Source organism: Robertmurraya siralis, from assembly GCF_005502275.1.
Taxonomy (GTDB): domain Bacteria; phylum Bacillota; class Bacilli; order Bacillales; family Cytobacillaceae; genus Robertmurraya; species Robertmurraya siralis.
The window spans coordinates 63867-85558 of the sequence record NZ_SWLZ01000014.1 but is presented as its reverse complement, the minus strand read 5'-3'; the positions used below and the strand labels follow the sequence as shown (position 1 = coordinate 85558).

Here is a 21692-nt window from a genome sequence, read left to right as displayed (position 1 = left end):
TTAAGAAATGGCAAAGATTCTTGCAGTCGATGATGACAAAGCTATTCTTGTGCTTATACAAAATATACTACGCCGTGACCAGCATCATATTGACATATTAGAGACTGTTCAGGGACACCCCCCTGATAAATTTCAAGGCTACGATTTAATTTTGCTTGATGTGATGATGCCAGATATAGACGGTTTTGAATTGTGTAAACAGATACGGCCATTTGTCGATTGTCCGATCCTTTTTCTCACGGCGAAAACAGAAGAGGAAGCAATCGTGAAAGGTCTGATTACCGGTGGAGATGATTATATTACAAAACCCTTTGGCGTAAAGGAGCTTAGTGCCAGAGTTAATGCACATTTAAGAAGGGAAGGAAGAGAAAAGCATCAATCGAAAAGAGTCATTTCCGGATTTGTATTTCACTTTGATAGTAAGGAAGTTTTCATCAAAAACCACAGTCTCAATTTAACAAAAAATGAATATACAATTTGTGAATTTTTAGCACTGCATAAAGGGAGAACTTTTTCAAGAGAACAAATTTATGAGGAGGTATATGGTATAAATGGAGACGCCCTTTATTCCACCATTACCGAATTTATCAGGACAATTCGGAAGAAGTGCAAAGAACATGGTGTCGATCCTATTAAAACAGTATGGGGCGTAGGATATAAATGGGAATAATTTTTGCAAGAAAAAAAAACCTCCTCAGGGAATTAATAAAATATATTGTTACATTATCTTTATGTTTGTTTATTATTACAGTTCTCTATTTTATTTTAAATACAATAGCCATAAATGTTGGTTTTTTCCAACCAGCCAATTATCATGAACGGGAAGCAGAAAAGCTAATACCTATGCTTGAAACTGCTCGAAAAATAACACCTGATATGATCCCAGATACGATGTCATATGCCCTCCTTGATAAGGATACGAAACAAAAGATAGCCGGGACTATTAAAGATAAAGACCTGCAGTTGGTAAAAAATAAGATTGAAAAGAAACCATATGTGAATTACAAGCAAAAAGGTTATTTGATTATAGAAAGAAGGGATGAATATTGTGTTTTGCAATATTCATTACGGGCGGAATTTAGCTCACCCTTACTGAGGAAATATCTCCCTAACTATGAATTAACAAGTATTTGTATTTTAATCATTCTGCTCATATTCGCTATTGCCATGATTACCACTTATTTTGCCAATAAATTAAGAAAAAACTTTGAAACACTGAGTTTAATCACCCGAAATATTAAGGAGCAAAATTTACAATTCACACCTACATTTACACATATAAAAGAGTTCGATGATGTCATAAACTCTTTAATTGAAATGAGAGATGCACTTCAATCTTCTCTTGAGGCACAATGGCGTTTAGAAAAAAACAAAAAAGAACAAATTGGCTCCTTAGCACATGACATCAAAATTCCCATTACCATCATTAAAGGAAACGCTGAACTGCTTAGCTTATCTGCACAAGATGAGGAACAGGCTGAATATACAAGATACATTATCAGTGCGGGAATTCAAATTGAACAGTATATTTATCAGTTAATTCATTTATCAAAAATGGAGGATTCTTTAACGGTTCATTTCGAGAAAGAATCAATAGCTACATTAACTGAAACCTTGCAAGAAGACATCATTGCTTACAAAGGAAATAAAACAATCGATATTATGTTTACAATTGAACATCTCCTAGATGAAGCAATGATAGACTGGCAATTACTGCATCGGGCATTCATGAACATCTTAACAAATGCGGTTGATTATACACCGGAAGGCGGAACTGTCTCCGTGCATGCTGAATGCGACTCTGAATTCTTTTCTTTTGTTGTGAAAGACACAGGAATAGGATTTTCAGAAGCCGCATTAAAAAAAGCGACTGAGCTTTTTTACATGGATGACAAAAGCCGTCATTCTAAAGGTCATTATGGAATGGGACTAACCTTTGCAAAAAGTGCGGTCAATCTTCATAACGGAGAGCTAACTCTCGGAAACACGGAAGAAGGTGGAGGAGAGGTTCGAGTAACAATTCCATTAATGTAGAATAGGGCCATAATAAATCTTCATATTATTTGTCGATAAAGTAATCAGGGGGAGAAAAATGCTCACTTCCCTTTTCTTTTTGATTTATAGTCGTTTAGAAAGATTCTGCAGATAAACTTCAAACTCCCACCATAAAAGCGAAAGCCTCCTCCATCCAGCGACTTTATCAAATTTTTAAATAAAAGTCTTTGAGAAATGAAATAAAGTATTACATTTCTCAAAGACTAGAGGAATATTCCATATTTCCAGGAACACCTTGGAGAAGCTTTGTTATTAATGATTTAGGTCGGTTCTTTGAACAAAAGAATCCAAGTATTTGAAGATGGACTCTGCTTTAAACGAAAGAATTAGAAAAGAAATGGGAAAGCGGACATATCCAACAATGGGCTATGGTCATGAATCAACTGCTAGTTCATGCCCACCTGAAGGATCGTGTAAAGAAATATCTGGAATAACTTACACACTTTTCTTGACAAACCCTATCCTCTTTTTTTATAAATCTAACAGATTTTATTCAAAGGCTACTTTAATAAAGAAATGGTCACATCTTCTTCATTTAATTCTAACCAAACAGTTTCTTTTCCATTGCTATAGATTTTCATACTTCCTTCTTGATTAATTTCCTTCCAACCTTTTTTTTCAAGGTCCTCAATATATTCAGCAGAGTTAAAAAAACTTTTTGGACTGGCTGCCCCTGAAATCTTATATTCCACACTTTTAGCCAATTTTTTATTAGTAAAGACATAATCTGATGATTTCACTGCATTACTCGGAATTAAAAAGTCTTTGTGCACTTCAGAAGGAATGGTGTTTACTTTGGAGCCACAACTTGAAAAGTAAATCAAAGAAAAGCCGATCATTAATACTAATAATCCTTTTTTCATTTCATATCACCTTATAAAAAATATTTCACTTATATAAATAATAAAAACACATTAGACAATACTTACTGTTCTTTTTAATTTATTTAAGAATAGACACAACTTTAGATAATTACACAATATCTGGAAATACGTTTTGGAATTCTGTCAAAAGAGTAGATATTTATTCGCTTTGCTGTGGAGTATCTTTTTTACTTCCGCGCTTCGCTTGATGGCCTCAGCATAAAGGAATACTATCAAAAAACCAATGGTTCCTTTATGTAGAGGTAATCTGCCCATGATCAGCATCCTTACGTTACGCCCATTTATACGCAATTGGGACTGACGTATTTTAGTGTGGAATGCATTCGTTTTTGGTTATAAACATGAGTGTAAAAAAAGGAATCGCTGCGATCTGCTTCTCACTTTGTTTTGAAATGTTTATCGATGTAAATATTCTTTTACTCAAAGTAACAGGAAGAAGTGTTGTTATAAAGCTGTCCATAAAAAACATATGAATATAGAAAACTTTTTTGGGATCGATTTAATGAAACAGCCCTGACTCCTTTGTTTTCTTTTTAAATTTTTCTGTATGCTTATTAATGGATTCTTTCAAGAATATTCCTAGTACAAGTGCTAGTAAGCCAAATATTAAAATGGATAAAACGTCATGCCATACCCTCTCCCTAACAATCCCTCCAACAGCTTCACGAAGAAGATCGATCGCATAGGTGAAAGGTAAGAATGGATGAATGACTTGAAAGAATTCTGGCAGCAATACAACTGGATACGTGCCCCCTGAACCAGCTATTTGAAGCACTAGTAGAATGATGGCAAGCGCCTTCCCTACATTGCCGAAAACAGATACGAACGTGTACACAATCGTCATGAAAACAAAACTACAAAGTATTCCAAAAAGAACAAACCACATTGGTTCTTTTACTTCAACTTGAAGTAATAACATATTCCCTAAGGTAACAATCAATGTTTGGAAAAATCCTATGCTCACAAATGTAAGCAAACGTCCAATATATACTTGCCTCTCTGTGTAATCTTCTTTTTGGTGGCTCTCGGTTGATATTAGAGAAATCAACAACAACCCCCCAACCCATATGGCAAGAACCGTATAAAATGGAGTCATTCCCGTTCCGTAGTTCGGTATAGAAAATAATCGATGCTCTTTAAGCACAATCGGTTCAGCAAAAAAACCTCGTTCTGCTTCTGGATTATTTTGCAAAAGCTCAATAATTTCGTTGATATCTGTTTCACCATGTATAGATCGTAGTTTTTTTGCCAATTCTCTTACTTTTTCATTCACGTATGGAAATTCTCCACTTACATAATAAAGAATCTTTTTCGCCTCTGACAAGTTACTTTCTGTTCGTGATAGCATTTTCTCCACATCAGGTATAGCTGACTGAATATTTAATAATATTTCTTTCGCATCAGCTAACGTCTCTTTTGCACTCGTTACCCCATTTCTCACAGTAGGCTCAATCGATACATTGTAATATTTGATTAATGAACCGATCTCACCAATATTGTTAGCTGTACGACTCTTTATGTCAGCGAAAAAATTATTTAATTCTTCTTGTTTATTTTCCAATAACAAATCGATTGCATTTACTTGGTCCTGCAGTTCACCTAAATTTCCTTCTACTTGCTTCAACCTACTTAATGATTTGGAAATAATTTCTTGATTATTCGACGGTTCTTCATCCTGTTTCTGAAATTGAATAAGTGCATCTTCAATCGTTCCGATTGTTTGAAGCATATCATTTATTTGTCTATTTATCGATTCACTCATGTTTCTTTCTTCTGTAAATTCCACCTTTGCTCGATCAAGTCTGTCTTCAAATTCTTTTACTTGCGATAACATCCTCTGAATTTTCTCTACATCCTCTTTAACCTTTGGTGAAATCTCGTCCAAACGTTTCTCGGCATTTGCTAGAAAATGGGTCGTTTCATCGATTAATTGTAATCCATTTGAAGCTGCCTGGTCCGCTCTAGCGATCATCCTGTGTGCCTTATCGATTAAACCATCTGCACGATCTGCATCTACGATTGTGTTATTCAATATTGTATGAATTTCCGGCAGCTTCTCTTCCAAACTAAAAATATAGTCTTCAAATTTTTCAATGTCAGGCATATTTTCTTCAATCTCAATTCCTAACTCATTGAATATTTCAAAGATAATCCCATTAACTGTTGATATAAAATTGCTGCTAATTTGCTCAACAATCACACTTGCCCCTTTTTCTGTAATTTTCGGCGCAATCGCATTTATTTTTTCATTTACATAATATTCAACATTTGCCTTTTTAGGTTGAGCGCTAATGACTGTTCCTAATTTTTCCGAAAAGTTTTCTGGAATGATTAGAACTGCAAAATAATCTCCGTATTCTAATTTATTCATCGCCTTTTTACGATTAACAAATTGCCAATCCATTGATCTATTTTCTTTTAATGTGTGAACTATTTCGTCCCCAACATGGATATCTTGATCACGTACTGCCGCACCTTTATCTTCATTAACGATCCCTATCGGAATTTGATCCGTTTTGGCATACGGATCCCACGAGGCTTCAATATTCAGCCACGCATAAAGGGAAGGGAGGATAATTAGTCCAACAATGACAATGATAGCTGCCCAGTTTTTCCCAATACTTTTCATATCCATTAAAAATAGGTTCCAACTTGCTTTCATCCGACTACTCCTTCTCTTAAAATGCCAGTTATCATAACCGCAATTTTCATCCCACTAAATAAATATCATTCCCATTCCTTAAAACCTTATTAGCCTTTCAGTTATACAAAAAAGGTCTTCTGATTCCATGAAGCGATGTGAGAAAACAAGCGTTCTCTATCGCTTCATGAAATCAGAGAGAAAATAAGCCAAAAATCAACACCGACATATAACAAAGCCAAATTTTTTAAAAATAGAAAAAGCGGCCTAAACCTATGTATTCATAGGATTAAGCCGCTTTTCGAAAAGTTCATCAAAAATTTGGCAATATTCGATTGTAAATCATTAAGGTCAGATCTTAAAGTCACTCCGGAGCATAAATTCCAAATTCGGTGCCTTTTAAAAAGGAATCTGCAATGCTATCCATTCTGGAAAAGCCAATCCCTTTTTCCATTAAACCATCTATCCAATTTTCTATACCTAATAATCGGTGCCCACGACCTGATACCTGTGGATGAAAAGTGACAACTAAAACACCGTTTTGAAAATCACGGAGCATATAATCGATATCTCCATTCCAGTTTCCAAACATCTCATCTGGTGTTTTCAACCCCGGAAAAACAGCAGTCGATGTTTTCAAATATTCAAAATAAACATAGTCATCAAGAGACCATGAAACGGGAATCTCAACAACTTTTGATTGTTCTCCAAACTTTGAAGCTTGAGCTTTAAAATGTTGATCTTCACATCTGCTAAAATAGACAGAGTAGTCATTGCCCATTTGACTGCTATCATAAACAACTCCCAAGCTTTCGAGATTTTTTATTGTTCTTGAAGAAACATCCCAAGAAGGGGAACGAAATCCTTTTGGTCTAAATCCAAGAACCTTTTCTGTTACATCAATAGACTTTTGTAAAATCTCCCGCTCTTCTTCAAAAGAAAGAATATTAAAATTTTCATGGGCATACCCATGCAAGGCGATCTCATGCCCCTGCTCTATAATAGCTTTGCAAACTTCAGGGTAGGTTTCTATTGTGTGTCCTGGAACAAACCAGGTGGATTGAATATCTCTCTTTCCCAGCATATGCAGAATTCTTGGGACTGCAACAGCGCCAAACTCTCCTCTAGATATTGACGTCATCGTGGTCATATCTCGTTGAAGCCATAACGAGATTGCATCAAAATCAAAAGTTAAACATACGGTTCCTTTATTCATACATCTCACCTTTCGATGGAGATCTGCCAGCGGATCTTCCCCCATCAATCACAAATTCTGCTCCGGTCGTATAACTTGAATCTTCAGAAGCTAGAAATAGAACTGTTCGAGCTACCTCTTGCGGATAACCGATTCTTCCTAATGGAACCCCTTTTGATTGCTGCTGCTCATTTGATTGGTCTATTTCTCCCCTATATTTCATCATATCCGTGTCAATAAACCCCGGATAAATTGAATTTGCTCTAATATGATAGGATGCATATTCCATGGCAACATGCTTGGTCAGGCTGCGAATAGCCCCTTTACTTGCTCCATAAAGAGAAACCCCTACTGAACCTGCTAAGCCGGCAGTTGAAGAGTTGTTGATAATTGAGCCACCATTTTGTTTCATCATCACTGGTATGACATGCTTCAAGCCAAGAAAAGTACCTGCAACATTAATATTCATAAGGTTTTGCCATTCTTCAAGTGTCGTCTCTATTAATGGTTTTATTAAAAATGTTCCGGCATTATTAAATAAAATATTGATTTCGGCATAGTTATCTAATGTTTTTAAAACAACCTTTTCCCAGTCATTTTCACAACTAATATTATGAGAAATGGAAATGGCTTTACCCCCGCTTTTTTTTATCTCTTCCGAAGTCTGATTCACTGCTTCTTCATTTATATCGGTGACAACAACATTTGCTCCTTCCTTTGCAAATAATAGTGCTGTTTCTTTTCCAATTCCATTGCCAGCACCGGTTATAATCGCCGTTTTATTTTTTAAGCGCATAAAAGGCCTCCTAGTATTTTACATTATTCTCAACATATTGATATCCTTTTAGAAAACAGGGATATAGCTATTCCTCTAATAAAATGGATAAGAAAAACTTCGCACTAATCAAAATGGATCGTTCATCAACATTAAATTTTGGGTGATGCTGTGGATATTCCGCTTCTAATTCGCTATTTCCACCTCCAACAAATACAAAAGCACCAGGCACCTCTTTTAAATAATAAGCAAAGTCCTCCATTCCCATTGAAGGTAATGGATATTTAATGTTTTCCTTCCCTAAAAGATTAATAGCGACATTTTCTGCTTTTTGAATATGCTCTGGATGATTCCATAAAGATGGATACCCTCTTATATAATTCACATTTGCTTTCGCTCCTGAGCTTTCACATGTTGATTTTGCAATTTGATTTATATTTGCTTCAATAGAATCTCGAACCTCATCATCGAATGTTCTAACCGTACCTGTTAAACTGGCCCTGTCAGCAATGACATTAAACGCTTGGCCGGCTTGAAATGTCCCTACTGTTACAACTGCTGGCTTATATGGATCAATTCTTCTGCTTACAATATTTTGTAAATTATTAACTAATTGGGCTCCGACCACTAAAGAATCAATAGTGATTTGCGGTTTGGCACCATGCCCTCCTTTTCCAATAATTTCAATTTCGAATTTATCTCCTGCTGCCATAGCGTCCCCTTCAATAATGCCAATTGTACCAATAGGAAGGGATGACCAAACATGAACACCATAAATAGCATCCACTCCATCAAGGCAGCCATCCTCAATCATCGATTTCGCCCCACCTGGTATTTGCTCTTCTGCAAATTGATGGATAAAAATAACGGTTCCGCTAATTTCTTCTTTTACCTCACTTAAAACTTTTGCCACCCCTAATAAGCTGGCAGTATGTACATCATGTCCACATGCATGCATAACTCCCGGAACTCGTGATTTATATTCCACTTCTTTTTCGTCTTGAATCGGAAGTGCGTCAAAATCGGCACGGAAAGCAATCGTCCTTCCTGGTTTTCCGCCGCGTAACTTCCCTACAACTCCTCTACCTCCGACTTCTGTTCTAACTTCTAAACCGAGATTTTCTAAAAAATCCGCAATTTTTCTAGGTGTATTCACTTCTTGAAATGAAAGTTCAGGATACATATGCAAATCTCTACGTATCGCTACTAATTCTGGATAAATCTCTTCCAATCTAGTAAATAATGACTTAAGCATCTGAATAACACTCCTATTTTTGAAATAACTGCTAAAAAACAGTTTAATCGATTAAATGACATGCAACTGAATGGTTCTTTGCTACCTCTTTAAATACTGGTTCTTCATTTTTGCAGCGCTTAATTGCATATGGACAGCGAGTATGGAATTTACATCCTGCAGGAGGATTGAGAGGTGATGGAATATCTCCCTTCAAGACAATTTTTTCCCGTTTAAATTCAGGATTTGCAACGGGAATAGATGATAAAAGCGCTTTTGTGTAAGGATGAAGAGGATGAGAAAACAGTTCATCCGTTGGCGCTTTCTCAACCAATTCACCGAGATACATGACTCCAATCTGATCAGAAATATGTCTAACTACACTTAAATCATGGGCAATAAAAATATAGGAAAGATCGAATTGTTCCTGTAGTTCTTCCATTAAATTAATAACTTGGGATTGAATCGAAACATCCAATGCTGAAACAGGCTCATCACATATTAAAATTTCAGGATTTAAGGCCAATGCTCTCGCAATTCCAATTCTCTGTCTCTGTCCTCCCGAAAATTCATGAGGATATCGATAATATTGATCTCCTCTAAGCCCAACTTTATTTAATAACTCCATCGCACGTTCTGAACGTTCTTTTGAATCGTATAATTTATGAATTTTCATCGGTTCCTCAATAGCTCGTCCAATCCTTTGCTTCGGATTGATTGAACTATGAGGATCTTGAAAAACCATTTGCAACTTGCTGCGCATTTTCTGAAAGTCTTTTTGCTTTAACTGAAAAAGATCTTTTCCTTTATACAAGGCTTGACCTGATGTTGGTTCAATTAATCTAAGAATGGTACGTCCAGTAGTACTTTTCCCGCATCCTGACTCACCTACTAAACCTAAAGTTTCCCTCTTATTTAGTGTGAATTCTACATTGTTGACAGCTTGAACATATCCTTGAACCTTTCCTAAAGCAGATGTAATTGGGAAATGCTTTTTAAGGCCTTTTACTTCTAAAAGAGGACGTTCGTCATTTGTTTTCTGAAGTAGTGACTGCATGATCTTTTGCCTCCCTCAAAATATGTTCATAATTCCAACATCTAACCTTTTGTCCATTTTCTAACTCCAATAGTTCTGGAGGATTCTCATGACACTGTTCAGTAGCAAAATCGCATCTTGGCGCAAATCGACATCCGCTCGGTACGTCCTGTAAAGAAGGAACAACCCCCTTTATAACATTCAGCTTCTGTGTGCGGTCACCATCCAAATGTGGAATAGATTTAAGTAGACCTTTTGTATATGGGTGAAGAGGACTCTTAAATAATGTCTTTACATCAGCTTCTTCAATAATTTGACCCAGATACATAACGATGACGCGTGTACATACTTCTGCGACAACGCCTAAATCATGAGTAATTAAAATCACTCCCATATCAAGTTCTTCTCTCAATTCCTGTATAAGCTCCAATATTTGTGATTGGATAGTCACATCAAGTGCCGTCGTCGGTTCATCAGCAATTAAAAGCTGTGGTTTACAAGACAGAGCAAGTGCGATCATAACTCTCTGTCTCATCCCACCCGATAGTTCATGCGGATATTCATGAATCCTTTTTTCCGGAGACGGGATACCTGTTAGACGTAGCATTTCAATTGCTCTTAAGTTTGCCTCTTTTTTTCCAACCCTTTGATGAATCATGATTGCCTCTGCAATCTGATTTCCTATCGTATAAACAGGATTGAGTGAACTCATCGGATCCTGAAATATCATAGAGATCTCATTGCCACGTATTCCTCTCATTTGTTCTTCAGAAAGCTCTAATAAATTCTTCCCTTTATATAAAATCTTGCCTTCATAATTTGTTGTCTTTTCATTTAACAATTGCAGAATAGATTCGGATGTAACACTTTTCCCGCAACCTGACTCGCCGACAAGTCCAACCATTTCGCCAGCATGAATTTCAAAGGATACATCATCTACTGCGGTCACCTTTCCTTTTTCAGTAGAAAAGATTGTTTTTAATTGATTTAGCTTTAAAAGAGGCTCCATATAAACCACTCTCCCCCTCTCCTATTTACATTATTTTTTGCTATGAGGATCTAACATATCTCTTAGTCCATCACCGAATAAATTTAATGCTAAAACAGCTAAAATAATAAACATTCCTGGGAAAACAGTCATCCACCATGCGTTATATATAACAGCTTTTCCCTCATAAATAATGTTCCCCCAACTGGGATCTGGAGCAGGAATACCTACGCCTAAAAAGCTGAGACTTGCCTCGATAATAATAGATATCGCGAATACATAAGTAAGCTGGATGATTAACTGAGATATTGTATTTGGTGCAATATGCACCCAAATAATCCTTATTCCACTTGCACCTTGGGATTTCAGAGCTTCAATATAGGTTTGTTCTTTCACCACTAGCGCAGCCGAGCGAATAACCCTGGCAACCGTTGGAATCATAACAAAACTTAATGCTGCAATAACATTAACAGTTTTTGGTCCAAGTGCCGCCATAATGGCAATGGCTAAAAGAATTGCTGGAAAGGCCATTAGTCCATCGCATATTCTCATTAAGACATGATCCAAGTAACGGTTATAGGCAGAATACAAACCAATCACCATTCCAAAAAAACCTGATATTAGAGCAACGGAAATTCCAACAACCATCGAGGCCTGCGTTCCATAAATCACTCTGCTAAACAGGTCTCTACCAAGATTATCTGTACCGAAATAATGTTCAGATGAAGGAGCTTGTAGTCTGGAGGAAGCATCAATAGCAAGCGGATCTTGGGTTGCGATAACAGGAGCAAGGAACGCAACAATCGTTAACAAAATTAATATAATGCTTCCAAACATCATTAATCTATTTGATAGAATTCTCTTAATAAGCAGAGAACGCTGCTCTTTATTATATTGATGTTGATTCGATACTATCTTTTCATCACTATAAATCGATTTAGCATTCATCTTCATCCCCCCTTGAAATCAATTCTTTGCACTTAGTCGAACTCGTGGATCAAAAAATCCATACAATAAATCGACAATTAAGTTTATTATTACGTAGGAAAATGCGATAAGCAGGATGGTTCCCTGAATTACTTCAAAGTCTCTCCTCATAATGGCATTTATAATTAACTGGCCGATCCCCGGAATGTTGAACACGGTCTCAATCACAACAGCACCTGCAATCAATTGGCCAAAGGTTTGACCTATTACGGTGAGAATAGGGATGAAAGCATTTTTTAGAGCGTGTTTAAAAATAACGACATTCTTTTTAACTCCTTTTGAACGAGCTGTTTTAATGTAATTAGCATTTAAGACATCCAGCATAGAAGAGCGTGTGACTCTAGCTATTAATGCAGCTTGAATCGCTCCAAGCGCAAATGCGGGCAAAATTAAATATTGTATATGCGGTAAAATTCCGCTGCTTAACGGCTGAAATCCTGCTACGGGAAGCAAAGCAAAGTTTATAGCAAATACCAACACTAGCAAAAGTGCCAAGAGAAAGTTTGGAACGGAAATTCCTAACAGTGAAATAATCATAAAAGTCTGATCCGTAAACGTTCCTCTCTTAGTCGCAGCGATGATGCCTGCCGGAATGGATATTAAAATAGCAATAATTTGCGCCATAAGGGCTAATGAGAGAGTAGGAGCTAAATTTTCCAAAAACGCTTGTAATACCGGCTTATCCATATAAATGGACCAACCTAAATCACCTTGAACCACTTTTGTAATCCAAATCAAAAATTGCTCATAAATGGGTAAATTCAAGCCCATTTCTTCTCTTAAATGATTGACTTCTTCGATAGATGCATCCGGCCCAAGTATAACGGCAGCGGGATCTCCAGGAGTCAAATGAATGATAAAAAAAACAACAACTGCTACTACTAACATAACCGGAATCAGAGATAAAAGCCTTTGGATGATATACGCCTTCAAAGGAACTCCTCCTTCAAAATCTAAATTTAGTACCCCTCTTCATCTACATAAGAGGAGTACTAATTTTACAAAAAATTCTATGTTTTTATCATTCTATACTTGTATTCCAAAAAATCGGACCCATAAATTCAGAGTATCCCTTCACTTTATTCGAAAAGCTTGAAATAAAGTTCGTCATACCAATATTAATAACCGGTAATTCAGTCCAAATAGTCTCTTGCAATTGTTCAAATTTTGCAGTAGCTTCCTCTTGGGATGGAGCATTTCTAATCTCACCGATTAATCGATCAATTTCTGGACTGTTCGTCCAACCTGGATATTCAACTTTAGATTCTAAAAATGGATATGCAAGCGGCGTCGCAACTGTCGTAAACTGAGTAAAGAAGATGTCCCAGCTTTCTGGCTCCTGTCTGCGCTCTAGTAATGTTGCCCAATCCGTTACATCAAGTTTTACCTTCATTCCAATTTCTTCGAGCGATTGTTGTGCAATAACAGCAGCATCATAATGATACTTGTAATCACTGCTTGTTAAGATAGTCACTTCTTCACCTTTATAATCTGCCTCTTCTAATAATATTTTTGCCTTATCAATATCGTGTACATTGTAATTTTCTTCCCCGGCCTTTGTGTACCAATTCTTTTGTTCGGGACGCATATAAGCTGGTTCAAGCCCATAAAATTCCTTATCAGTAAATGCCAATGATAATAATTCTTCATTATTTATCGCGTGATTAACCGCTTGTCTCAGTTTAAGATCTTGAAAAATTCCCTTTTTGTTAAACACTAATGTTTCAAAACCATATGGCCAAACATCTATCACTACATTTGGAGAATTTTTCAGTTGTTCATAGCTATCAAAAGGCAATTCAAAGGCGTAGTCATACTCACCACTTATCACTCCGTTTACTCGAGTGGAAATATCTGGAACAAAATTAATCACAATTTCATCTACTAACGCTTCTTTCTTTCCTCCAAGACCACTTGTTGGAGTATCTACTGATTTATAATCATCAAATTTAGTCAATCTAATATATGAATCATGCTTCCATTCTTCCAATTTAAAAGGACCAGTACCGATAAATTCTTTGACACCGGTTGCATCCGCTGCATCTATGACCTCTTTGGGCATAATAGAAGCAGTTTGCGTGACATCAGCAAGTCTGTACAGCACGGATAAAGAAGGGTTTTCTACATGTAGCACAACTGTATATTCGTCTACAGCTTCCCATTTTGAATTCCCCAATTCCGCTTTCGCAGTACCGTTTTGCTGCCATTTTGTCATCGATGCAACAACATCCTCTGCCTTCATTTCTTTCCCATTATGAAATAAAACGCCTTGTCTTAACTTAAAAGTAATTGTCTTTCTATCTTCACTTTCTTCAAATGATTCAGCCAGCATCGGGATGATTTCATAGTTTTCATCAAATGTCAGTAAGTTTTCATATATTTGTCTGGCAATGTCACGCACTACATTTGTGTTTGTTGTATGTGTATCAAGGGTCGGCGGCTGAGAATTCCAAGCTAACTTTAGCGTTCCACCATGTGCGGTCTTGTCACTATCGTTTTCTCCAGATTGTGTTTCTTTACCCGAGCTGCAACCAATTAATAAAATTATGGAAATAAACAGGATGAATCCTAACTTAAAAGACCATTTTTTCTTCATTTTTACGCCCCCTATTAATAAATGTTCTTTAAATATCAAGTTAGCAAACTAGCGAACAGCATAAGTTGCGATTGCTTCAATTTCAATTAATACATCCTTTGGCAGTCGACTTACCTCAATAGTAGATCTTGCCGGGCGGTGTGACCCAAGAATTGCGCCGTACTCCTCATTAACAATTGAAAATTGTTCCATGTCGGTTATAAAAATCGTGGTTTTCACAATATTCTCCAATCCTAATTCGTCACTCTCTAGAATTGAGCGAATATTGTCCATTACTTGTCTCGTTTGTTCTTTTATACCAACTGCTTCCACTTTATTACTCGCGGGATTAATTGGTATTTGCCCAGATAGAAATAAATATTCCCCAACTTTTATCGCTTGGGAATAAGGTCCCAATGCTTGTGGTGCATTTTTTGTTGTAATCGCTTCCATTTGATTTTCTTTGCCCTCTTTCATTTTTTATTATTATAGTTTCTGGAATAGCTATAAATTGCTGTAATTGTACTAACCGTGGAGCCTTTTTAGTTACCTCTAGAACTACTCAAGAAAATAGTCCTTTTCTTTGTAGATGTTTTGTATATTCTCAACTCTTTGCATCACTTCCCTTTCATACTTTTTTTCAATTCCAGTTGTAATGATATTCAACAAACTCAAAACTGAGCTGATCGGGATAAAATTCTCTGAGTTGGCATGTATTTGAGTTGTGAAGCTAATATTTGAGATGCGGGAAATAGGAGAAAGTGGATGATCCGTAATCGTGATGAGTTTTGCCCCTTGTTCCTTCACTGTCTCCGCAATTTCTAAACTTTGTGCCACATATCTTGGAAACGAGATAAAAATAAAGACAATTTTTTTATTTGATTCAATTAATAAATCTTCGGGGTAACAATTTTTCGAAGAAATCATATATACATTTTTTCTTAACATATTCAATTTTAAGTACAACCAATAAGCAGCAGGATATGATGCTCTATATCCAACGAGATGAACTTCATCCGCTGTCATTATTTCATCAATTGCTTGCCAATATTGACTTATATCCAATTTACTCCTTAATGTTGTAAGAATTTCAATTTCTTGCTCTATCAAAGTATCGATAAAATCCAGATGATCTTTCGGTTCTTCTCCAACGGAATTCCCGTGCTGTTCGATTCGCAGCAAATACTCCTTTTGAATTTGTTTTTGCATTTGAGAAAAACTCTCAAAATCCAGGGCATAAGATAATCGAATGACAGTTGTTTCACTGACTTCAGCCTGCTTTGCGATTTGTGAAGCTGTTGACATACTGAACCCGACTATATCTCTTAATAATAAGTCAGCGACTTTTTTTTGTCCCTTTGATAGATTTTGATAATTTTCTCTAAGTAAATCCTCTATCCGCATTTATATTCCCCCTTTATAAGTAGGATGTAATCATTCTTTTATTTAAAAAAGAGAATTAAATTATTCTTTTTATAGAATAATCAATATTTTTTAAATTGTAAATATTTTTGTTAAATTTTCTTACAGACTTTTTAAATTCCTATCCTTTTAGAAGAGCAAATAGAAAGTCTTCTTCTTTCGATTTAGGAAAATTATAGGCACTACCCCCCGAACTTTACTCATCATAGATTGTAAAGATTGAAGGACTGGTTCTTACTGTGACTCTTGCATTATGGTTCTATAACCTCTACGTAACACTTAATAAATACCAGAGATCAAAATAACTGTAGGCAAACTTTGATTTCATCGAGAGTTTGCCTACAGTCTAAAACAATAAAGCAAGGTAAATTTTAAAGATACTCAAATTCACCTTGCACACTTTTTGAAACAAATAAAATTTCTGCCTCATCCATTAAAAATAAAACATATACACCCATTAAAAAAATCATTCATTAAAGGAGCTTTAAAGCCTCATGGACATCCATATCTCCAGACAATAGATCAAATGAACGGCGATATGTATTTTTCTCAATTAAAGTAGCCACAACTGTCTTTGCCACATCCTCTCGTGGAATAGCGCCACCAGATAAAGTCGCACTCGCCTGCACCCTCCCATTACCAGGATCGTTCGTTAGGAGGCCAGGTTTTACAATCGTGTAATTCAGACCGCTGGCTATTAACATGCGATCAGCATAATGCTTCGCCACCATATAAGGCTTAATCGGACTATTCTTCCAGCTTTCTCTGTTCTGCGCTTGGAGGGCGCTGACCATAATGTAACGTTTTGCTCCTACTTTCTCCGCAGCTTCCATTGATTTGACTGCACCGTCCAAATCAACAAGCAGTGTTTTGTCAAACCCTGTCTTGCTTCCAGATCCTGCTGTGAAGATGACAGCATCTGAGCCACTCATCGCCGCTGCAAGCTCATCAACACTGCCTTCCAAACTTGCCACAACTGTGTCAACACCTGATTGCTTAAGTTGAATCGCCTGTTCCTCATTTCGAACCATAGCTCTGACCGTATGATCGCTGCTATCTGATAACAATTGGACAATATGCTTACCAACTTGACCATTTGCTCCAATTAAAAATACGTTCATGTACCTTCACTCCTTCCTATCATCTTAGTGATATTGTGTCAAAGAAGAACAGTTCCATTCAAGCAATCTGCAATATCTCAAGCAAAAGATATTTCTCTAAAGACTTATTCAGTAGAAAGTCCTTTTCCACTGACAGTTTCCTTCTTTCATAAAAAAAACACCTATCTCTTATAATTGTGAGGCACATAGTTAATGCAGACTTCTTCCTAAAAACACAACAAATCCCCTCCATTTACAGTTGGACGACTGAATGAAAGGGACTGTTATATAAATAAATTAAGCTGTTAATATCGATTGATGTTAATTATGCAACCAAATCTATGTTTTATCTACAAAATGAATTGAGGATGCATCTCTGCTATCATGACATATCAGTTTTCTTATATAGCCGCTCTAATTGAATATGACGCAAGCTGTATTTTAAAAGGGTGATGACAGCAAAAATGATCATTAAAATTAATGTGATTGTCGCTCCTGGAGGAGTTCCTATTTCATAAGAAACGGCTAAACCACTCAACATCCCAACTAGTGCAATCACAATACCAATCAAAATAACTCCATTGAAGCTTTTGCTTAATCGCAGCGAGATAGCAGCAGGCAAAATAATAATCGCTGATACAAGCAAAGCGCCAACTATTGGCATGATTACCGCAATTGTTACTCCTGTTAAGACATTAAATAAAATCGACATCGTTTTAATTGGTAAACCTACCGTAAAAGCTGTCTCTTCATCAAATGTAAGAACATACATCGGTTTTCGAAAAATCAAATATAGTAAGCCAACAATAGCAGTTAATACCAACAATAACCAAATCTGTTGTTCATTAATGGTGACAATGGACCCGAATAAAAACTGCGTCATACTCAGTGTCACTCCACCGTCATTTATACCCATCAATACAAGTGCTAATGCCATTCCAGCAGACATTAAAATTGCAATTGAAATCTCTGAATACGTGCGATATATTTGCCGTAAATATTCAAGCAATGTTGCAATCACGATTACCACTAAAAGATTGGTCCATGTCGGATTAACACCAATGAGCAAACCCAGTGCTACACCCGCTAAGGAAATATGGGATAATGTATCGGCCATTAAAGATTGCCTGCGTAAAATCAGAAACAGGCCCAGTATTGGTGCTATTAAAGAAATCAGGAATGAGGCTTGGAAAGCTCTTTGCATGAATCCATAGAAAAACATCTCCAAGGGGAGTCCTCCTTCCGTACCAGCTCAATATGTTTACTAGCGTAATGGCGTATTTCTTCATGATCATGTGTAACCATCAAGATTCCCTTACCATGCTCCATACAATTGTGCCTTAATAAATTATAAAATTCCTCTCGGGCTTGCACATCCATGCCTGTTGTAGGTTCATCGAGAATAAATAAATCAGGATCTGCTGCAAATACGCGGGCAATCGCAATGCGTTGCTTTTGCCCACCTGACAGCTCTCCGATCTTTCTATTACGCATCTCCCACATCCCCACTGATTCTAGCGAACGACGTACATGCTCTTTATCATCTTTATCCAATCTTTTAAACCATTTGCCTCTTTGATAACGACCAGATTGCACCAGTTCCAGAACAGTGCTTGGGAAACCGGTATTAAAGGAAGCAATTTGCTGAGAAACATAGCCAACCACCAGTTTCTCACCAGAGCAATTCACCGGTGAGAGCCTGACGCTTCCTCTCGATGGTTTCAGTAGACCCAAAATGTTTCTTAACAGAGTTGTTTTTGCTGCACCGTTTTCTCCTGTCAGCATGACAAAATCCTCCGGGTCAACCTCAAACGAAATATTCTCTAATACTGGCTCATCTTGATAATGAAAGGCAAGTTTCTCTACTTCGATATAATGCACCATTATGCGACCTTTCTTCTATTATTAATCAATCCTTACTTACTCATTAAGGAAATATTGCTTATTTTATTCTTTCAAAGCGACCCCTAATTATTGAACACTTAACTGTAAAGACTTCAGATTTTCACGCATTGCTTCCACGTAGCCTAAGTCTTTTTCTTGCAACTCTTTCGACAGCACCTCTAAATCATAGAGAATAGCTGTTTTTGTACCTGTTTCGTTCGCGACAGTTTCCGCAATTGCTGAATTGGCTCCTTGTTGATAATAGATGACTGGTACACCATATTCTTTTACCAGCTCTCCAATTTCTGCAATTCTGGATGGACTTGGTTCCACTTCTGTAGATAAGCCGCCAACAGCAATCTGCTCTAAATCATATCGTTTAGCAAGGTAACCAAATGCTTGGTGTTGCACGACAAAGACACGCTCTTTAGCATCTTTAAGTGCAGCCTCATATTCTTCATGCAATGCTTGCAGTTCATTAATAAATGCTTCTGCATTTTTTTCATAAACTTCTTTTCCGTCAGGATCAGCTTCAATGAAAGCATCACGAATCACTTTAACTTGCTCTTGTGCCAATACTGGGTCCAACCAAATATGTGGATCGTGATTTTCATGGTCATCAATGACAATTGCAATCGGTTCGGATTCTGCAAATGTATGATGATCATCATCATAAAGAACTGCCATTATTTCGAAGCTCTCGCCAGTCGTTTTATATTCAAAATGATCGCTTTCCTGGCCAGACACTACTTCCCATTCTTCATTTTCGCTTGTACGTGTATACCAATGCCAATGTTCATAGTCTACTTCTTCCTTAAGCTCAGCAACAAGTGTAACAACATCTCCTGTATGATAGTGATCAGCGCGGCCTACAATTTCGATCGTGCCAGCTGCAGCATCGTTTCCATGCTCATGATGCTCATCTTCAGCACCGTGATCATGATCATGGCCATCTTCTTCGCCATGTTCGTGATCATGACTTTCGTCGTGTTCGGCTTCATTACCATGTTCGTGATCAGCCTTATCGTCATGATCATGACCATGATCATTGATGACAATTTCTACTGGCGCTGACTTTGCATATTCATTGTGGGCATCATCAAATAAAACCGCTTGAACCTCGAAACTTTCACCTGTTGCTTCATATTCAAACTGAGGTCCTCCCTGATTCGGTACCGTTACCCATTCCTCATCAGCGTTAGCGCGTGTATACCAATGCCAATGCTCGTAATCAACATTTCCCTCTAATTCCGCTGTTAATTTAACGATATCACCAGTATGATAATGGTCAGCTACACCATGAATCTCCACATTTTCTACGCCCTCTAATTGGGCATCGTGTTCATGAGCACCATGATCATCACCGGAATCTACTCCGTCTGCTGTACGAGCAACTACAAGTTTATCATTCTCAGTCGTTTTTAATAAACTGTCTACCCAATGCTCCATTTCTTCACTGCTATAAACAAATACATCTGCTTCATTAACACGCGCCACATCTTTAGCACTTGGTTCATAATGATGGGCATCTTCTCCAGCAGAGACCATTAAAGTTACGTCCGCCCGCTCTCCTCCTACTTGCTGTGCAAATTCATACATTGGGTAAAACGATGTTACCACGGAAATCTTTTTATCTGAGGAGTTCTCTTCCTTTTGACAACCAAAAAGAAAAGTACTCACTATTAAAATTAAGGAAATGGCTAGTAACCTATTTTTTTTCATTTCTAGTCCCCTCTTTATCAACACCACTTAAAGCGTAATGTTTACGATTTAACTTACATAATGCACTTATCAAAATATCAGATATTAATGGGCTAACATATCGCGCACAAGACCTTCTGCATCTAAATTGGAAGGGTAATAGGTTGGCCAATTGGTTACTTCCTCTAGCAATCTTTCACGGTCATCGCCCCAATATAAGTGGAAATGATGCGATTTAACTGGGAAAATATTGTGATCACTAAACTGAATATATTGTGGCATTTTCTCAGATCCATCTACTAATTTAAAAATAAAGCGTACTCCTCTGTTTCCTTTTTCATACGTAAGAATTTCATAGCCGTCTTCTGCGTACTCTCCTGAATATTCCTGATTATTTTGGAAAAAGGTTACCATATTATCCTCAATTGTGATCCGATCAACATCTGTTTCATATCCAACTGTATAATATTCCTTATATTCTTCTGCTGTCATATCACCATGTTCTGCTTTATGTTCAAATACTTCATCTAAATCCCCTGATAATAGATATGGGTAAACGGACTGCCAATCACCCTCCCAATCAGACAATTCACGATCTTTTACTTGACTGTCTTCAAAATAGCCTTGATATATTTTTTTACTTTCTTCATCATGTCCATGGTGATCATCAATAACGATTTTAATAGGTGCAGATTGAACAATAGGCTTGTGATCGTCGTCGAATAAAACAACTTTTATTTCTAATCCATCTATCGTTGCTTCACCTGTAAATGTTTCTGTTTCCTGTCCTGAAACAGCTTCCCATTGAGCATCAGCACTTTCTCTACTATACCAATGCCAATGATCAGAATCAGATTCTTCATCTAAAACGGCCGTTAATTCAATCTTATCGCCAGTATGATAGTGATCCGCAACACCTTCAATTTTTATCCCCTCTGGAGCATCATGATCATTCGAATGTTCATCATGATCATGTTCCTCCTCAACATGGTCCTCCGATTCTTTCTCCACTTTTTCCGTTTCTGTCCCTTGACAAGCGGTAAGAAGGAAGCTAAATAGCAACAAGGCAAATAAGCTAAAAAGTAGTTTTTTCATTTTTTTCCCCTTTCTCAACATTTATGTAAATCGTAATTATTACGTTTTATACCGTAGCACTTATTTCTCCCCCCTGTCAAGATTTTTTTATTCCTTGCCAACTCTTAAACTATATTCAAA

19 protein-coding genes and 1 pseudogene are annotated in these 21692 nt (G+C 37.0%); 2 read left to right on the top strand and 18 right to left on the bottom strand.

Translation table 11 applies throughout. The features are described 5' to 3' along the window. Nucleotides 1–7: 7 nt before the first annotated feature. Together FCJ93_RS15785 and FCJ93_RS15780 are read left to right on the top strand one after the other, a co-directional pair. Nucleotides 8–670: a response regulator transcription factor gene (locus tag FCJ93_RS15785; protein WP_095309349.1), complete on the top strand. Its 663-nt coding sequence runs from the start codon at nt 8–10 to the stop codon at nt 668–670. Next, on the top strand, nt 661–2034 hold the full coding sequence (locus FCJ93_RS15780) for a HAMP domain-containing histidine kinase (RefSeq protein WP_095309347.1): 1374 nt from the start codon (nt 661–663) through the stop codon (nt 2032–2034). Before FCJ93_RS15785 ends, FCJ93_RS15780 begins: the two co-directional genes overlap by 10 nt. 521 nt (nt 2035–2555) lie before the next feature. On the opposite strand, the gene FCJ93_RS15775 is transcribed toward FCJ93_RS15780, so the two are convergent. The 18 genes and pseudogenes from FCJ93_RS15775 to FCJ93_RS15695 form a co-directional block, all read right to left on the bottom strand. Next, complete coding sequence (locus FCJ93_RS15775; RefSeq protein ID WP_095309345.1) at nt 2556–2918, bottom strand: hypothetical protein; 363 nt, start codon at nt 2916–2918, stop codon at nt 2556–2558. 302 nt (nt 2919–3220) lie between these two features. After that, nucleotides 3221–3289, bottom strand: a pseudogene (locus FCJ93_RS25940) (IS3 family transposase); the annotation flags it as partial. Nucleotides 3290–3438: 149 nt separating this feature from the next. Next, nucleotides 3439–5601 (bottom strand): YhgE/Pip domain-containing protein, encoded by a 2163-nt coding sequence (locus FCJ93_RS15770; RefSeq protein WP_137744138.1) that lies wholly within the window; start codon nt 5599–5601, stop codon nt 3439–3441. A gap of 343 nt (nt 5602–5944) precedes the next feature. Next, the gene (locus FCJ93_RS15765) at nt 5945–6796 is read right to left on the bottom strand and encodes a polysaccharide deacetylase family protein (RefSeq protein ID WP_170211334.1); all 852 of its coding nucleotides are present in this window, start codon (nt 6794–6796) and stop codon (nt 5945–5947) included. Next, entirely contained in the window at nt 6789–7571 is a 783-nt protein-coding gene (locus FCJ93_RS15760) for an SDR family NAD(P)-dependent oxidoreductase (protein ID WP_095309341.1), read from the bottom strand. Before FCJ93_RS15760 ends, FCJ93_RS15765 begins: the two co-directional genes overlap by 8 nt. 67 nt (nt 7572–7638) lie before the next feature. Next, nucleotides 7639–8805 (bottom strand): M20 metallopeptidase family protein, encoded by a 1167-nt coding sequence (locus FCJ93_RS15755; RefSeq protein ID WP_095309339.1) that lies wholly within the window; start codon nt 8803–8805, stop codon nt 7639–7641. A 43-nt stretch (nt 8806–8848) separates the two neighbouring features. After that, nucleotides 8849–9841, bottom strand: coding sequence for an ABC transporter ATP-binding protein (locus FCJ93_RS15750; RefSeq protein ID WP_095309337.1), 993 nt, complete (start codon nt 9839–9841; stop codon nt 8849–8851). Beyond that, a complete protein-coding gene (locus FCJ93_RS15745; RefSeq protein WP_095309431.1) occupies nt 9813–10829 on the bottom strand; it encodes an ABC transporter ATP-binding protein in 1017 nt (338 codons plus the stop codon). The genes FCJ93_RS15750 and FCJ93_RS15745 overlap by 29 nt, the downstream gene beginning before the upstream one ends. Before the next feature lie 30 nt (nt 10830–10859). Next, nucleotides 10860–11756, bottom strand: coding sequence for an ABC transporter permease (locus FCJ93_RS15740; protein WP_235879509.1), 897 nt, complete (start codon nt 11754–11756; stop codon nt 10860–10862). An 18-nt stretch (nt 11757–11774) separates the two neighbouring features. Beyond that, on the bottom strand, nt 11775–12728 hold the full coding sequence (locus FCJ93_RS15735; RefSeq protein WP_095309333.1) for an ABC transporter permease: 954 nt from the start codon (nt 12726–12728) through the stop codon (nt 11775–11777). A gap of 88 nt (nt 12729–12816) precedes the next feature. Beyond that, nucleotides 12817–14391: an ABC transporter substrate-binding protein gene (locus FCJ93_RS15730; RefSeq protein ID WP_095309331.1), complete on the bottom strand. Its 1575-nt coding sequence runs from the start codon at nt 14389–14391 to the stop codon at nt 12817–12819. Nucleotides 14392–14439: 48 nt separating this feature from the next. After that, entirely contained in the window at nt 14440–14823 is a 384-nt protein-coding gene (locus FCJ93_RS15725) for a RidA family protein (protein WP_095309329.1), read from the bottom strand. A gap of 105 nt (nt 14824–14928) precedes the next feature. Further along, a complete protein-coding gene (locus FCJ93_RS15720; RefSeq protein ID WP_095309327.1) occupies nt 14929–15774 on the bottom strand; it encodes a MurR/RpiR family transcriptional regulator in 846 nt (281 codons plus the stop codon). Nucleotides 15775–16265: 491 nt separating this feature from the next. After that, on the bottom strand, nt 16266–16913 hold the full coding sequence (locus FCJ93_RS15715; RefSeq protein WP_137744135.1) for an SDR family oxidoreductase: 648 nt from the start codon (nt 16911–16913) through the stop codon (nt 16266–16268). A 361-nt stretch (nt 16914–17274) separates the two neighbouring features. After that, the gene (locus FCJ93_RS15710; RefSeq protein ID WP_095309323.1) at nt 17275–18120 is read right to left on the bottom strand and encodes a metal ABC transporter permease; all 846 of its coding nucleotides are present in this window, start codon (nt 18118–18120) and stop codon (nt 17275–17277) included. Then, the gene (locus FCJ93_RS15705) at nt 18066–18776 is read right to left on the bottom strand and encodes a metal ABC transporter ATP-binding protein (RefSeq protein ID WP_408014804.1); all 711 of its coding nucleotides are present in this window, start codon (nt 18774–18776) and stop codon (nt 18066–18068) included. The genes FCJ93_RS15710 and FCJ93_RS15705 overlap by 55 nt, the downstream gene beginning before the upstream one ends. 87 nt (nt 18777–18863) lie before the next feature. Continuing rightward, complete coding sequence (locus tag FCJ93_RS15700; RefSeq protein ID WP_137744134.1) at nt 18864–20498, bottom strand: metal ABC transporter solute-binding protein, Zn/Mn family; 1635 nt, start codon at nt 20496–20498, stop codon at nt 18864–18866. An 84-nt stretch (nt 20499–20582) separates the two neighbouring features. Next, nucleotides 20583–21572 carry a metal-binding protein ZinT gene (locus tag FCJ93_RS15695; RefSeq protein ID WP_137744133.1) on the bottom strand — a complete coding sequence of 330 codons (990 nt, stop codon included), beginning with the start codon at nt 21570–21572 and terminating at the stop codon, nt 20583–20585. Between the last annotated feature and the right edge of the window lie 120 nt (nt 21573–21692).